General features: G+C 71.1%; 13 protein-coding genes. 10 read left to right on the top strand and 3 right to left on the bottom strand.

Annotated elements, in window-relative coordinates; genetic code table 11:
- Window positions 1-97 precede the first annotated feature (97 nt).
- The 4 genes from OHT57_RS32940 to OHT57_RS32955 all read left to right on the top strand — a co-directional run bounded on the left by OHT57_RS32940 (window position 98) and on the right by OHT57_RS32955 (window position 6,875).
- Window positions 98-3,733: a UvrD-helicase domain-containing protein gene (locus OHT57_RS32940; protein WP_328750362.1), complete on the top strand. Its 3,636-nt coding sequence runs from the start codon at window positions 98-100 to the stop codon at window positions 3,731-3,733.
- Between the two features lie 4 nt (window positions 3,734-3,737).
- Window positions 3,738-5,156: a dipeptidase gene (locus tag OHT57_RS32945; RefSeq protein WP_328750363.1), complete on the top strand. Its 1,419-nt coding sequence runs from the start codon at window positions 3,738-3,740 to the stop codon at window positions 5,154-5,156.
- Between the two features lie 153 nt (window positions 5,157-5,309).
- Window positions 5,310-6,254: an NAD(+) diphosphatase gene (nudC, locus tag OHT57_RS32950; RefSeq protein ID WP_328750364.1), complete on the top strand. Its 945-nt coding sequence runs from the start codon at window positions 5,310-5,312 to the stop codon at window positions 6,252-6,254.
- 9 nt (window positions 6,255-6,263) lie between these two features.
- Entirely contained in the window at window positions 6,264-6,875 is a 612-nt protein-coding gene (locus OHT57_RS32955) for a class I SAM-dependent methyltransferase (RefSeq protein ID WP_328750365.1), read from the top strand.
- Window positions 6,876-6,908: 33 nt separating this feature from the next.
- Here OHT57_RS32955 and OHT57_RS32960 read toward each other — a convergent pair whose 3' ends face one another.
- A complete protein-coding gene (locus OHT57_RS32960; protein WP_030594559.1) occupies window positions 6,909-7,151 on the bottom strand; it encodes a mycoredoxin in 243 nt (80 codons plus the stop codon).
- A gap of 183 nt (window positions 7,152-7,334) precedes the next feature.
- Here OHT57_RS32960 and OHT57_RS32965 point away from each other — a divergent pair, with 183 nt between their 5' ends.
- From OHT57_RS32965 to OHT57_RS32990, 6 genes are all read left to right on the top strand, one after another.
- Complete coding sequence (locus OHT57_RS32965) at window positions 7,335-9,530, top strand: ATP-dependent DNA helicase UvrD2 (RefSeq protein WP_328750366.1); 2,196 nt, start codon at window positions 7,335-7,337, stop codon at window positions 9,528-9,530.
- 169 nt (window positions 9,531-9,699) lie between these two features.
- Complete coding sequence (locus tag OHT57_RS32970) at window positions 9,700-10,023, top strand: hypothetical protein (RefSeq protein WP_328750367.1); 324 nt, start codon at window positions 9,700-9,702, stop codon at window positions 10,021-10,023.
- Window positions 10,024-10,198: 175 nt separating this feature from the next.
- Window positions 10,199-10,567, top strand: a complete 369-nt coding sequence (locus OHT57_RS32975; RefSeq protein WP_328750368.1) for a WhiB family transcriptional regulator — start codon at window positions 10,199-10,201, stop codon at window positions 10,565-10,567.
- Window positions 10,564-10,887 carry a hypothetical protein gene (locus OHT57_RS32980; RefSeq protein ID WP_328750369.1) on the top strand — a complete coding sequence of 108 codons (324 nt, stop codon included), beginning with the start codon at window positions 10,564-10,566 and terminating at the stop codon, window positions 10,885-10,887. Before OHT57_RS32975 ends, OHT57_RS32980 begins: the two co-directional genes overlap by 4 nt.
- Window positions 10,888-11,051: 164 nt before the next feature.
- The gene (locus OHT57_RS32985) at window positions 11,052-11,261 is read left to right on the top strand and encodes a hypothetical protein (RefSeq protein WP_328750370.1); all 210 of its coding nucleotides are present in this window, start codon (window positions 11,052-11,054) and stop codon (window positions 11,259-11,261) included.
- Window positions 11,262-11,281: 20 nt separating this feature from the next.
- On the top strand, window positions 11,282-11,494 hold the full coding sequence (locus tag OHT57_RS32990) for a hypothetical protein (protein WP_328750371.1): 213 nt from the start codon (window positions 11,282-11,284) through the stop codon (window positions 11,492-11,494).
- 10 nt (window positions 11,495-11,504) lie between these two features.
- Here the strand turns inward: OHT57_RS32990 and OHT57_RS32995 are convergent, their stop codons facing one another.
- Window positions 11,505-12,875 carry an ABC1 kinase family protein gene (locus OHT57_RS32995; protein WP_328750372.1) on the bottom strand — a complete coding sequence of 457 codons (1,371 nt, stop codon included), beginning with the start codon at window positions 12,873-12,875 and terminating at the stop codon, window positions 11,505-11,507.
- The gene (locus OHT57_RS33000) at window positions 12,868-14,085 is read right to left on the bottom strand and encodes a TOMM precursor leader peptide-binding protein (RefSeq protein WP_328753398.1); all 1,218 of its coding nucleotides are present in this window, start codon (window positions 14,083-14,085) and stop codon (window positions 12,868-12,870) included. The genes OHT57_RS32995 and OHT57_RS33000 overlap by 8 nt, the downstream gene beginning before the upstream one ends.
- Window positions 14,086-14,295: the final 210 nt, after the last annotated feature.

Raw genomic sequence — 14,295 nt, forward strand, 5'->3', positions numbered from 1 at the left:
GTGTGATGGGTCGCACCATGTGTGCCGACCAGCGCTTCTTCCGGCCCGCGGGGCGATTCGTCATCGGTTGTCAGTGCGCGCCGCTAGCCTCTCCGACATGGCCGCCCGTCTCACCGATCCCGATCAGCTCAAGGAGCTCCTCGGCATCCCGTTCACCCCGGAGCAGACGGCCTGCATCGTCGCGCCGCCCGCCCCGCAGGTGATCGTGGCCGGAGCCGGCTCGGGCAAGACGACGGTGATGGCGGCCCGCGTGGTCTGGTTGGTCGGCACCGGCCAGGTCGCCCCCGAACAGGTCCTCGGTCTCACCTTCACCAACAAGGCCGCCGGTGAACTCGCCGAGCGCGTCCGCAAGGCACTGATCAGGGCAGGCGTCACCGACCCCGACGTCATCGACCCGGACAACCCGCCGGGCGAGCCCGTGATCTCCACCTACCACGCCTTCGCCGGCCGCCTGCTGACCGACCACGGCCTGCGTATCGGCCTCGAACCCACCTCCCGGCTGCTGGCCGACGCCACCCGCTACCAGCTCGCCGCGCGTGTGCTGCGCGAGGCCCCCGGCCTCTACCCGGCCCTGACCCGCTCCTTCGCCGACCTGGTCAGCGACCTCCTGACGCTCGACGCCGAGCTCGCCGAGCACCTCGTACGCCCCGAGGCGTTGCGGACGTACGACGCCGAGCTGCTGCTCGGCCTTCAGGGCGCCAAGCTCACCAACGACGCCCTGCGCAAGGTCCCCGAGACGGCCGCCGCCCGGCGTGAACTCGCCGAGCTGGTCGTCCGCTACCGCGCCGCCAAACGCGAACGCGACCTTCTCGACTTCGGCGACCAGATCGCCCTGTCCGCCCGGCTCGCAGGGATCCCGGAGGTGGGCCGCGTCCTGCGCGAGGAGTTCCGGGTCGTGCTCCTCGACGAGTACCAGGACACCTCGGTCGCCCAGCGTGTCCTGCTGGCAGGCCTGTTCGGCGACGGCACCGGCCACCCCGTCACCGCCGTCGGTGACCCCTGCCAGGCCATCTACGGCTGGCGTGGCGCCTCCGTCGCCAACCTCGACGACTTCCCCGAGCATTTCGCCCACCCCGACGGCCGGCCCGCCGCCCGGCAGGCGCTCAGCGAGAACCGCCGCAGCGGCGGCCGCCTCCTCGACCTCGCCAACGGCCTCGCCGAGCCCCTGCGCGCCATGCACGCGGGCGTGGAGGCACTTCGTCCCGCTCCCGGCGCCGAACGCGACGGCTTGGTGCGCTGCGCCCTCCTGCTCACCCAGGCGGAGGAGATCGACTGGCTCGCGGACTCGATCGCCCATCTCGTCCGCACCGGGACGGAACCAGGTGAGATCGCCGTCCTGTGCCGCACGGCGACCGACTTCGCCGAGATCCAGGGCGCCTTGGTCGAGCGGGACGTCCCGGTGGAGGTGGTCGGCCTCTCGGGCCTGCTGCACCTCCCCGAGGTCGCCGACCTGGTCGCCGTCTGCGAGGTCCTCCAGGACCCCGGCGCCAACGCCGCCCTGGTCCGCCTGCTGACCGGTCCGCGCTGGCGCATCGGCCCGCGTGACCTCGCCCTCCTCGGACGCCGTGCCCGGCGCCTGGTGTCCCACGCGCGCGTGGACGGCGACGACGACCCCGACCGCCGACTTGCCGAGGCCGTCGAGGGGGTCGACCCGGCCGAGGTGATATCGCTCGCGGACGCCCTGGAGACCTTCCTGGAGACGCCCCTGCAGAGCGACGAGGACGACGACGGGCTGCCCTTCTCGCCGGACGCGCGCGTGCGGTTCGCGCGCCTGGCCGCCGAACTGCGCGATCTGCGCCGCTCGCTCGCCGACCCCCTGATGGATGTGCTGCACCGCGTTCTCGCCGTCACCGGCCTGGAGGTCGAACTGTCGGCGTCCCCGCACGCGCTGGCGGCCCGCCGCCGCGAGACCCTGTCGAACTTCCTCGACGTCGCCGCCGCGTTCGCCGCGGGCGACGGCGAGGCGACCCTGCTCGCCTTCCTCGGCTTCCTGCGCACGGCCGCCCAGTACGAGAAGGGCCTCGACAACGCCCTGCCGGGCGGCGAGAACACCGTCAAGGTGCTCACCGCGCACAAGTCCAAGGGCCTGGAGTGGGACGTCGTCGCCGTTCCCGGCCTGGTCACCGGTACCTTCCCCAGCGCCAAGGGCCGTGAGAAGTGGACCGCCCAGGGCAAGGTGCTGCCGCACGCCCTGCGCGGCGACACCGACACCCTGCCCGACATCGCGTCCTGGGACTCGCGTGGCATGAGGGACTTCCACGAGGCGATGAAGGACCACCAGCACACCGAGGAACTCCGCCTCGGCTACGTCACCTTCACCCGCCCCCGCTCCCTGCTCCTCGGCTCCGGCCACTGGTGGGGGCCGACGCAGAAGAAGCCCCGAGGACCGTCCGACTTCCTCCAGGCCCTGTACGACCACTGCACGGCCGGTCACGGCGAGATCGAGTCCTGGGCCGACGAGCCCGCCGAGGACGAGGAGAACCCGGCGCTCCACCAGCAGACCCTGGACCAGGTCTGGCCCCTGCCCCTCGACGACACCGCCCTCGCCCGTCGTCGCGCCGCCGCCGAGACGGTCCTGGCCCACCTGGAGGCCCTCGCCTCCCACACCGACGACCATCCCGCGGCCGCCCACGACCCGGACAGCTACGACGACCCGGACTGGCCCCCGCCGCCGGACGACGAAGAACAGGACTCCGAGGGTCGGGCCTTCGAGCGGCAGGCCTTCGGAGAGCCGGACTTCGGGGACCTCGGGGACCCCGAGGACGAGCCCCTTGCGGAGGACCCGGCCGACTGGGACTCCTGGACGTCGGCCCGGCCGGCCGTCCCGCACCAGGCCACGGCCCCGGACACCGACGGGCACGGGCACTCCGATGCGACGGAGGGACCACGCGGCCACCCCGATGAGCATGAGCCGCAGGATCCGCCCGCCCACGGTCCGGAACGCCCACCCACGCGGGCACACGCGCGTGCAGCGCACCCCCGCATCACTCCCGAGGAAGCCCGCACCATCGCCTCCTGGGACCGTGACCTCGATGCCCTCACCGGGGAACTCCTGCGCGCGCGGCGATCCGTCACCGAAGTGCCGTTGCCCGCGTCGCTCACCGCGACGCAGGTGCTCCGCCTGGCCGCCGACCCGGACGGGCTCGCGGAGGAACTCGCGCGCCCCATGCCGCGCCCTCCGCAACCCGCCGCACGTCAGGGCACCCGTTTCCATGCCTGGGTCGAAGCCCGCTTCGAAGCACTGACCCTGCCCATGCTGGAGCCGGACGACCTGCCGGGCAGCGACGCCGAGATCGCCGACGAACGCGACCTCGAAGGCCTCAAGGACGCCTTCGAGCGCACCGAGTACGCCCACCGCACCCCCCATCGCCTTGAGACGCCCTTCCAGCTCGCCATCGCGGGCCGCGTGGTCCGGGGCCGTATCGACGCCGTCTACCGGCAGACCGACGGGGACGCGACGACGTACGAGATCGTCGACTGGAAGACCAGCCGCACGCGCACCGCCGACCCCCTCCAGCTCGCCCTGTACCGGCTCGCCTGGGCCGAACAGCAGGGTGTGCCTGTGGAATCGGTCACGGCCACTTTCCTGTACGTGCGCACCGGAGAAGTCGTACGCCCCAGGAACCTTCCGGACAGGGCCGCCCTGGAACGACTGCTCACACAGGACCCGGACCCTTCCGCGCAAGCAAACTGTGAGCAACCGCCCAACGAGGATGTCGGTGCGGGCCGATAGGCTCATGACCATGAGCCATCCCGTTGACAGTGCCGTCAGCGCCGTCCGCACGTACATCGAGCAGCACCGCGCCGCCTTCCTCGACGACCTCGCCGAATGGCTGCGCATCCCGTCCGTCTCGGCCCAGCCCGACCACGGCCCCGATGTACGCCGCAGCGCCGACTGGCTTGCCGCCAGGCTCAAGGAGACCGGTTTCCCCACCGTCGAGGTCTGGGAGACGCCGGGCGCGCCCGCCGTCTTCGCCGAGTGGCCCGCCGAGGACCCGGCGGCGCCCACGGTCCTCGTCTACGGCCATCACGACGTACAGCCCGCCGCCCGTGAGGACGGCTGGGACAGCGACCCCTTCGAGCCGGTCGTCCGCGGCAACCGGCTCTACGCGCGCGGGGCGGCCGACGACAAGGGCCAGGTGTTCTTCCACACCCTCGGCGTCCGCGCCCACCTCGCCGCCACCGGCCGCACCGCCCCCGCGGTGCACCTGAAGCTGCTGATCGAGGGCGAGGAGGAGTCCGGCTCCCCGCACTTCCGCGCCCTGGTCGAGGAGCGCGCACAGCGGCTCGCAGCCGACGCAGTGATCGTTTCCGACACCGGTATGTGGGCCGAGGACACCCCCACCGTGTGCACCGGCATGCGTGGCCTCGCCGAGTGCGAGATCCGGCTGTACGGCCCCGACCAGGACATCCACTCCGGCTCCTTCGGCGGCGCCGTCCCCAACCCGGCCACGGCCGCCGCCCGCCTCGTCGCCGCCCTGCACGACGAGCACGCACGCGTGGCCGTCCCCGGCTTCTACGACGGCATCGTCGAACTGACCGACCGTGAGCGGGAACTCTTCGCCGAGTTGCCCTTCGACGAGGAGCAGTGGCTGCGCACCGCCAAGTCGCACGCGACCCACGGCGAGGCCGGGCACTCCACTCTGGAGCGGATCTGGGCCCGCCCCACCGCCGAGGTCAACGGCATCGGGGGCGGCTACCAGGGCCCCGGCAGCAAGACGGTCGTCCCGTCGTCGGCCATGGTGAAGCTGTCGTTCCGGCTGGTCGCGGGACAGGACCCGGGCCACATTGAGAAGGCCGTTCGCGCCTGGGCCGCCGACCGGGTGCCCGCCGGGATCCGGCTGGAGATCACCTTCGGCGCGGCCACGCGCCCGTGCCTGACCCCGCTCGACCACCCCGCCCTCAAGTCCGTCGTACGAGCCATGAGCCGTGCCTTCGACAAGCCGGTCCGCTTCACCCGCGAAGGCGGATCGGGCCCTGCCGCCGACCTCCAGGAAGTCCTCGGTGCGCCCGTGCTCTTCCTCGGCATCTCCGTCCCCTCCGACGGCTGGCACGCGCCCAACGAGAAGGTCGAGATCGATCTGCTCCTCAAGGGTGTCGAGACCTCCGCGTACCTGTGGGGTGATCTCGCCGAGCACTGGAGTCATGCGCCCTGACCGGCCCGCGCCGACCGGTAGCGCGCGGGGCACCTCACAAGGGCCGCCCCGCATCGCGAAGCTGCTGCCGGATCCGGTCGCCCTCCGCCGCACGCCCCGCCGAACCACCACACGCCGAACCAATCCGCAGTACCGGGGGAGTTGGAAGCACCCGTGACCACCTGGACCGATCACACCGCCGACCGTCCCGTCTCGCTCACCGCTCCGAGCGGCATCGACCGCGCCGCGCATCACCGGCTCGACGAGGCCTGGCTCGCGGCGGCATGGAGCCACCCCACGACCCGCTGTTTCGTGGTCTCCGGCGGCCAGGTCCTCATCGACGAGACGACGGACGGCCGTACCGAACTCGTCATGACCCCGGCCTTCGAAGCCCCGCTCACCGAGGCACACCGCTACTTCCTGGGCATCGACGAGGAAGGCGTCCGCTACTTCGCGCTCCAGAAGGACGCCCTGCCCGGACGCATCGACCAGTCCGCGCGCCCGGCGGGCCTGCGCGAGGCGGGCCTGCTGCTGTCCGCGCGCGAAACGGGCCTGATGGTGCATGCCGTCGGCCTGGAGAACTGGCAGCGCACCCACCGCTTCTGCTCCCGCTGCGGTGAGCGCACGGTCATCGCCGCGGCCGGTCACATCCGCCGCTGCCAGGCCTGCGGTGCCGAGCACTACCCGCGTACCGACCCGGCCGTGATCATGGCCGTCACCGACGAGGAGGACCGCATCCTGCTCGGCCGTCAGGTGCACTGGCCGGAGGGCCGGTTCTCCACCCTCGCCGGCTTCGTCGAACCCGGCGAGTCCATCGAGCAGACGGTGCGCCGCGAGGTCTTCGAAGAGGCCGGCATCACCGTCGGTCACGTCGAGTACGTCGCCAGCCAGCCCTGGCCGTTCCCCTCCAGCCTCATGCTCGGCTTCATGGCCCGCGCCACCTCGACGGACATCAATGTCGACGGGGACGAGATCCACGAGGCCCGCTGGTTCTCCCGCGACGAACTCCAGGCCGCCTTCGAGTCCGGCGAGGTCCTTCCGCCGTACGGCATCTCGATCGCGGCCCGCCTGATCGAGCTCTGGTACGGAAAGCCGTTGCCGACGAGGAGTTTCGTCTGAGGGGACGGCATGCCCGACCCGTACTGGAACCACAACGTCCACTACCACTCGGTGGTGCTCGGCGCCATACCGAAAGGCTGCGGCGAGGTCCTGGACGTGGGGTGCGGGGACGGGCTGCTGGCCCGCAAACTCGCGGCACGGGCCGCGTCCGTGACGGGCGTGGACCGCTCACCGGAGATGATCCGGCAGGCCCGCGCGGCAGCCCCCGGGAACATCGTGTTCCTCGAAGCGGACTACCTCGACGGGACAGCTCTGCCCGAGGGTGAGTACGACTTCGTCAGCGCGGTCGCGGTGGTGCACCATGCGCGCTTCGAGGAGGCGGTGGGAGGCCTGCTCCGGCTGCTGGCTCCGGGCGGGCGCCTGGTCATCGTCGGTATGGCGTACAACAAGACCCGCCTGGACCGGGTGCTCAGCGGCTGCGGCCTGCTGGCGAGCCTGCTCCTCAGACGGTTGCGGGGTGGCAGACGAGCGCCGACCGGTATGCCCGTCGAGGACTCGCTCATGCACTGGGGCGAAGCCCGGCGTGCTGCCCGACGCCTCCTGCCCGGCTGCCACTACCGGCGCCGACTGCTGTGGCGCTACACGGTGGTCTGGGACAAGCCACAAGAAGGCGGTCCCTGAGCTGCCTCAGGAACCGCCCACGCCCGCCCGCGCCTACGCGCCGACCTTCTGCTTCACCTGCGCCAGCGACGGGTTCGTCAGCGTCGAACCGTCTGGGAAGAGCACGGTCGGAACCGTCTGGTTCCCGCCGTTCGCCTTCTCCACGAACGCCGCGGAAGCCGGGTCCTGCTCGATGTTGATCTCGGTGTACGCGATGCCTTCGCGGTCCAGCTGCTTCTTCAGCCGCTGGCAGTAACCGCACCAGGTGGTGCTGTACATCGTCACAGTGCCCTGCATGTCTCGCGCGCTCCTTCGATGGCTCGGGGGAAGAGCTCGTCCAGAGAGGGAACGTATGCGACCGGGGTGACATTCCCGACCCGGGGCCCTCGCACGCCGACGCCTGCCGCATTAGTACGACTGCACCTACCTCCCTGTGGACAACCGGCTCACCCGTCTCCACCGACCTGGCAGCATGGCCGTGTGACAGCAGCAACGCATTCCACGCTCTTCCCGCGCACACCGGACTCCGCCGACGCGGTGCTCGAAGGGCTCGATCCCGAGCAGCGCGAGGTGGCCACCGCCCTGCACGGGCCGGTCTGCGTGCTGGCGGGCGCCGGAACTGGAAAGACCAGGGCCATCACCCACCGCATCGCCTACGGGGTGCGGGCCGGAATTCTCCAGCCCTCCAGCGTGCTCGCCGTCACCTTCACCAACCGCGCAGCCGGTGAGATGCGCGGGCGGCTGCGCCAACTCGGTGCGGAGGGCGTCCAGGCGCGCACATTCCACTCGGCCGCCCTGCGTCAGCTGCAGTACTTCTGGCCGAAAGCCGTCGGCGGATCCGTGCCGCGGCTCGTCGACCGCAAGATCCAGCTCGTCGCCGACGCGGCCGCCGCCTGCCGTATCCGCCTCGACCGGGGCGAGCTGAGGGATGTCACCGGCGAGATCGAGTGGTCCAAGGTGACCCAGACCGTGCCCGCCGAATACGCCCTCGCAGCTGCGAAGGTCGGCCGTGAGACCCCGCGCGCGGCTGCCGAGATCGCCCAGCTCTACGCTGCCTACGAGGACCTCAAGCGGGACCGTGCCGTCATCGACTTCGAGGACGTGCTCCTGCTGACCGTCGCCATCCTCCAGGACCGGCACGACATCGCCGAACAGGTCCGTTCCCAGTACCAGCACTTCGTCGTCGACGAGTACCAGGACGTCAGCCCCCTCCAGCAGCGCCTGCTGGACCTGTGGCTGGGGCGCCGGGACACCCTGTGTGTCGTGGGAGACGCCAGCCAGACGATCTACTCGTTCACTGGCGCAACTCCTGACCATCTTCTCGACTTCCGCACCCGCCACCCCGGTGCCACCGTCGTCAAGCTGGTCCGCGACTACCGCTCGACCCCCCAGGTCGTCCACCTCGCCAACGGTCTGCTCGCCCAGGCCCGCGGCCGAGCCGCCGACCACCGGCTGGAACTGGTCTCCCAGCGCAGGCCGGGCCCCGAACCCGTCTACACCGAATACACCGACGAGCCCGCCGAGGCCGAGGGCGCCGCCCACCGCATCCGGGACCTCATGAGCGCGGGCGTCCGGGCCAGCGAGATCGCCGTTCTCTTCCGCACCAACTCCCAGTCCGAGACCTACGAACAGGCCCTCGCCGACGCCGGAGTCCCCTACCAGCTGCGCGGCGCCGAGCGGTTCTTCGACCGGCCCGAGGTCCGCAGGGCCATCGTCAACCTCCGGGGTGCGGCCCGTTTCGGCGGCAACGACTCGGGGCTGGACGACGCCGTCGACCTGCCTTCCCAGGTGCGTGCCGTGCTGTCGAGCGAAGGCTGGACCACCGTGCCCCCGGCCGGCTCCGGTGCCGTCAGAGAGCGCTGGGAGTCGTTGGCCGCGCTGGTGAACCTCGCGCAGGACTTCGCCGCCGCGCGGTCCGGAGCCACCCTGAACGACCTCGTGGCCGAACTCGACGAGAGGGCCGGCGCCCAGCACGCCCCGACCGTCGAGGGCGTCACCCTCGCGTCCCTGCACTCCGCCAAGGGTCTGGAGTGGGACGCCGTCTTCCTGGTCGGTGTCGCCGAGGGCATGATGCCGATCAGCTACGCGAAGACCGACGAGCAGATCGAGGAGGAGCGCCGCCTCCTCTACGTCGGCGTCACGCGCGCCCGGGAGCGCCTCCATGTCTCCTGGTCGCTCTCCCGCTCGCCCGGCGGCCGTCCCAACCGCCGCCCCAGCCGTTTCCTCGACGGGCTGCGGCCCGGGTCCACGGCCACCGCGGGACGGCCCGCTGCGGGCGGTGCCGGAAGTGTCGAGCGCGGTCTCGCGAGTCCCGTGGACGCCGCTCCGAGGCGTACCCGGCGCGTCCCGGCCCGCTGCCGGGTCTGCGGGCGCACGCTCACCGACGCGGGCGACCTGAAGCTCATGAGGTGCGAGGACTGTCCCTCCGACATGGACGAGGGGCTCTACGAGCGGCTGCGCGACTGGCGTGCGGTGCAGGCGCAGCGCAGTGGACAGCCCGCCTTCTGCGTCTTCACCGACAAGACCCTGATGGCGATCGCCGAGGGCGTCCCCGACGACGAGCACGAGCTGGCGAGGATCCCGGGCGTCGGCATCCGCAAGCTCAACCGCTACGGAGCCGATGTTCTGGCCATCTGCGCAGGCCAGGAGGTTTCGGAGGAAGAAGACGAGGACTGATTCCAACTCGTCGGAAAAATAGTTTGCGCATGCCCCAGCAATCCCCATAGGTTCTTAACCACGGGGACGGAGGCCTTCTCGAAGGCCCCGATTCCGTGCTCTACTTGCATATCCGTCGGACTGCGGCTCGCGCCGTGGTCCCCCGAGACGCCGAGAGGAGGCGATTCCAGTGATCAGCATCAACACCAGCTTCATCAGCCCGGCCAAAATGACCGATCGCTCGGTCGTCTCCGCGTGCATGCTCGGCGTTTCCAACCTGGGCACCGGTCTGTCCGGCATTCGTGCCGTCCGTCCGGCGTCCTCCTCCGTCTCTCTCGCGGTCCTTCCCGTCCGTGAGCGCAATGAGCGACCGATGAAGGCACTGGAAGCAGTAGCGGCGCAGGCGCATGCCTATGCCTTTGCGGCGGCCGGTGCCGGATCCCGGAAGCAGACGACGCAGCACCACCAGATGTGGGCCTTCCGTGGGCCAGAACCCTGGAGTGATCCAGCCTGATCGACTCAGGCCGGCGCCTTCAGGGCCGCGGAACCCCACCCGGGATCCGCGGCCCTTCTGTTTTCCCCGAACGGGGAGAGCGGAGCGAAGGGGCCTCGGGACAAGTAAAGAACCCGGTACCAAAGCCGACTACCGGCCCAACAGGGCCGGACCGACCAGACGAGGAAAACCAACCGTGCAACTCGAAGCGCACGCCCCGTCCGTACCGCCTTCCGAAACACTCCCCCCGCCCGGTCTCACGGAGGACTCCACCTTGATCCCGCTCACTGCGCTCACCGCGCTCGACGACGCCATCGAGAACCTCGGCGTACCCGTCCCCTGCCGTTCCTACGACCCGGAGGTCTTCTTCGCCGAGTCGCCGGCCGACGTCGAGTACGCCAAGTCCCTCTGCCGTACCTGCCCGCTGATGGAGGCCTGCCTCGCCGGCGCCAAGGTGCGGCGTGAGCCCTGGGGCGTCTGGGGTGGCGAGCTGTTCGTCCAGGGTGTCGTCGTCGCCCGGAAGCGGCCGCGTGGCCGTCCGCGCAAGAACCCGGTCACAGCATGAACATCACAGGAACAATCGACCGCCCCCTCACGAACGACCCCAAGAAGCAGGCCCCGATGAAGCCGTCCACCACCGAGCCCGCAGGCTCCGCGACCCCAGACTTCACCACCATCGGCGCGACCGAGTCGCGTCAGAACAGGACCCGAGAGATGCAACTCATCCCAGAAGCCCTGGCTCGTGCGCATATGCGCGACCGGCTGCAGGAGGCCGAGCAGGAACGCCGGGCATCGCGCCTGGCGACCGCCCGCCGGATGCAGCGCCGTGCCGAGCGCGCCTCGATGCGTGCCCGCCGTGCGCTCGCCCTGGCCGTCATGCAGTAGTCCGACCACACCTGAAGCGGTGGCCTCCCGAACCGAGCCGGATCGTGCAGTTCCGAGCCGGACGGGAGGCAGTAGCTCCTCTCGGGGGCCGGTCCGTCCGAACGGGCCGGCCCTCGCGGTGCGTTGTGCGGCACTCGACCGGGTGCGGCGCTATCGTCCCCGGGGTGACGAGTTATCCCGGCGACAGTGACGGTGGCGGTTCCGAGGCGCAGCCGGGGCTCCTCGTGTGCGCCCGCTGCGGCACCAGTGCTGCGGGTCCACGGCCCACCTGGGTCTGTTCCGTGGAGAACGGCGACCGCCAGTACTTCTGCGACGCGTGCTCTCGGGAGAACCTCAGGGCCATCGAGGGCCGGCTGGACTCGGCCTGGTGGTAGGGCCGCTCTACGATCGGCCCATGACGAGCACCTCACAGCACTGGTCCCTGCAGTACTTCTCCCAGGCCAACCCGGAGGGGCCGGGCTGCGACAGTGTGCCGGCGCTGCTGCGGCGACTGGCGGACTCCATCGAGGAGTTGGGGCCGGTCGAGATCCAGGACGTCGTCATCGCCTCGGAGGTGACCGAGCACGGTCCGTGGCGGTCGGGGACCGTGTACTTCCACACGAGCTGACGAGCCAAGGTCACGCCTCCGCGGCCGGTACCTCCTCGTCGAGCTCGTCCTCCGGCAGGAACCCCGGCAGCCACTCCTCCAGTTCCTCGCGCAGCCGGACCGTCGCGCCCAGCTGACACAGCACACCGATGGTGCTCAGGGTCACCCGGTGTATCAGCAGGTACGCCGGGGGGAGGTTGAGCTGTTTGCCCAGCTGGTGGGCGGGGGAGCGGGGGTCTGCGATCCGTGCGGCCTGGCTGCGCATCCAGCTGCGGCTGAAGGTGAACTCGTCGACCTCGGCCGGTTCGATGATCGGCAGGAGGTAGTCGAGGACGGCGTCCGGGTCCAGCTCTATCGACTCCTTCACGAAGCCCTCCGCACGCAGGAGGTCGTAGACCGCCTCCGCCTCGCCGTCCAGCGTCATGCGCAGGGAGGCGCCGATGGGGGCGGGCAGACCGCCCGGGAGCCGGTCCACCGTGCCGAAGTCCAGCACGCCCAGGCGCCAGTCCTCCTCGCCGTCGGGACCGCCGGGCAGGAGGCGGAAGTTGCCGGGGTGCGGGTCGGCGTGGAGGAGGCCGGTACGAGCGGGGCCGGAGAAGAGGAAGCGGGCCAGGAGCTGGCCTGCGCGGTCACGCTGCTCCGGGGTGCCGTCGGAGATCACCTCCGACAGGGGGACGCCCTCGATCCACTCCGTGATCAGGACCTGGTCGCTCTGGTGGACCACGGCCGGCACCACGACGTCCGGATCGTCCGCGAACTCCTCGGCATGGGCCTGCTGGGCCTGCGCCTCCAGGCCGTAGTCGAGCTCCTCCGAGACCCGGTCGCGCATTTCCGCGATGAGGGGCTTGATGTCGATGCCGGGCACGAGGGGGCCCAACAGGCGGGCGAAGCGGCCCAGTTGGGTCAGGTCCGACAACAGGGCCTCGCCGGCTCCCGGGTACTGGACCTTGACCGCCACCTCGCGCCCGTCGTGCCACACGGCCCGGTGCACCTGACCGATCGACGCCGCGGCGGAGGGCTTGTCGTCGAACTCGGCGAACAGCTCCTGCCAGTCCTTGCCCAGGCGCTCCTCCAGCACCGTGTGCACGGTGCGGGTCGGCATCGGAGGCGCCGCCTCCTGGAGTTTCGTCAGGGCCGCGCGGTAGGGACCGGCGACCTCCTCGGGAAGAGCCGACTCGAAGACGGACAGGGCCTGGCCGAACTTCATGGCGCCGCCCTTGAGCTCCCCGAGCACCTTGAACAGCTGGTCAGCTGTGCGCTGTTGCAGTTCGCGGCCGACGATCTCCGCGGACTCGCCCACGATCCGCTTGCCGAGTCCCCAGGTGGCCCGCCCGGCGAAGCCGAGCGGGAGCGCAGCGAGCTTGGCGGTACGGGTAACCGCCTTCCGGGGAAGATCAGACATGCGCCCTCCAGGTCCCAGCCGGCCGCGGTGCGGTTGCCCTGTTGCACAACTCCTCCGACGGCCATTGCTCCTTCATTGTCTCGTGCGCATCCTCCTTCTTGGAGGTGTGTTCTCCCTTACCTTTCGCCGTGGCCCCGCACGGGCATGCGGAATGCGGCCAGACCGGTCGTGAGTGCCAGTTCAATCCGGGCAGTGAGACCTCCCAGCGGGCGCCCGCGCTCGACGGCACCCGGCCGTCCAGGAAGGCGAGCGCGTGGGCGGCCGCCAACCCGGCGACCGTCGTGGCCAGCGCCAGATCACAGGGTCGCGCCGGATGCGGCCTGCTGCCCGAACGCCACTGGGCGACCAGCCGGGGCCAGGTCTGGTCCCGGTCGGTCCGTGTCTCGTGCAGACAACCCGCGCAGCCCGTCTCGCCCGGCAGGACGAACGGGCCGACCACCCCCGTGGCCTCGGCCACTCCCGCGTACAGATGAGGTGTCCCGGACCGCACAAGGGGTTCGCCGGTGGACGGGGCGGGGGCGTGCACGTCGACGTCGTCCCGCGGAGCGAGGATCACCAGGGCGAATCCGGGATCGTCCGCCCCGTCCGAGGCCCGGGAGCCGTGGCGTGGCAGGCGCCCCGGAGCCGCCGCCGAGACCGCCCGGCGGGCGGCCGTGTCCCTGCGGTCGCCGACGGAGGCCGCAGGCAGTCCGCCCGGGGCCACGTCCCCAGGCTCCACCCGGCCGCCGTCCCGCACGTCGACCTCCCCGATTCCGGCACCCGAGAGCAGGGTGGCCAGCACCACGCCCACCCGGCCCGCGCCCCTGACCTGCACACGCAGTGAGCGGCGCGCGGCCAGGAGCGCCATCGCCTCACCCGGTTCGGACGTGGTCAGGGAGAGGGATGCCAGATCGGGTGCGAGCCGGTCGAGGACCTCCTTCCTCCCGCGCAGGGCATCCGCGGCCGGCCCGCCGCCGTTCGCGTCGTCGACGAGGCCGGCCCGCGCGAGCCGGTCCACCAGCGTGTCGACATGCCCCTCGGGCAGATCCATACGGTGTCCCTCCTCCCGCAGCAGCGCGAGACCGCGCGTGCCGTTGAGCAGGTCGAGGAAGCTGCCCGTCGCCGTGTCCATGGGACCCAGCGTCATCGCGTGTGCCGGGGTCATCCCGAACTGAACGGTGTTGAGGTCGCGCCAGCCACGCCGGAGCGCGGGTTTCATCTGCGGAACCATGGTGTGCACGAGCGGAACCACTGCTTGCATGACAGGCCCCCGTAGCCCTCGTAGAACGTCTCCGTACACCGTCGGAGCCGGGCGATGGTCGGTCGCGATTCCGGCGGCGGTGCCAGCATGCCCGGACCCGGCCTGGGCGTGCCGAAAGTTGTCCACAGGTGGGGGTATTCGTCGTACAAATCAAGCGCATGGCGGGCGATCGGAACCGAA

Source organism: Streptomyces sp. NBC_00285 (genome assembly GCF_036174265.1).
Taxonomy (GTDB): Bacteria; Actinomycetota; Actinomycetes; order Streptomycetales; family Streptomycetaceae; genus Streptomyces.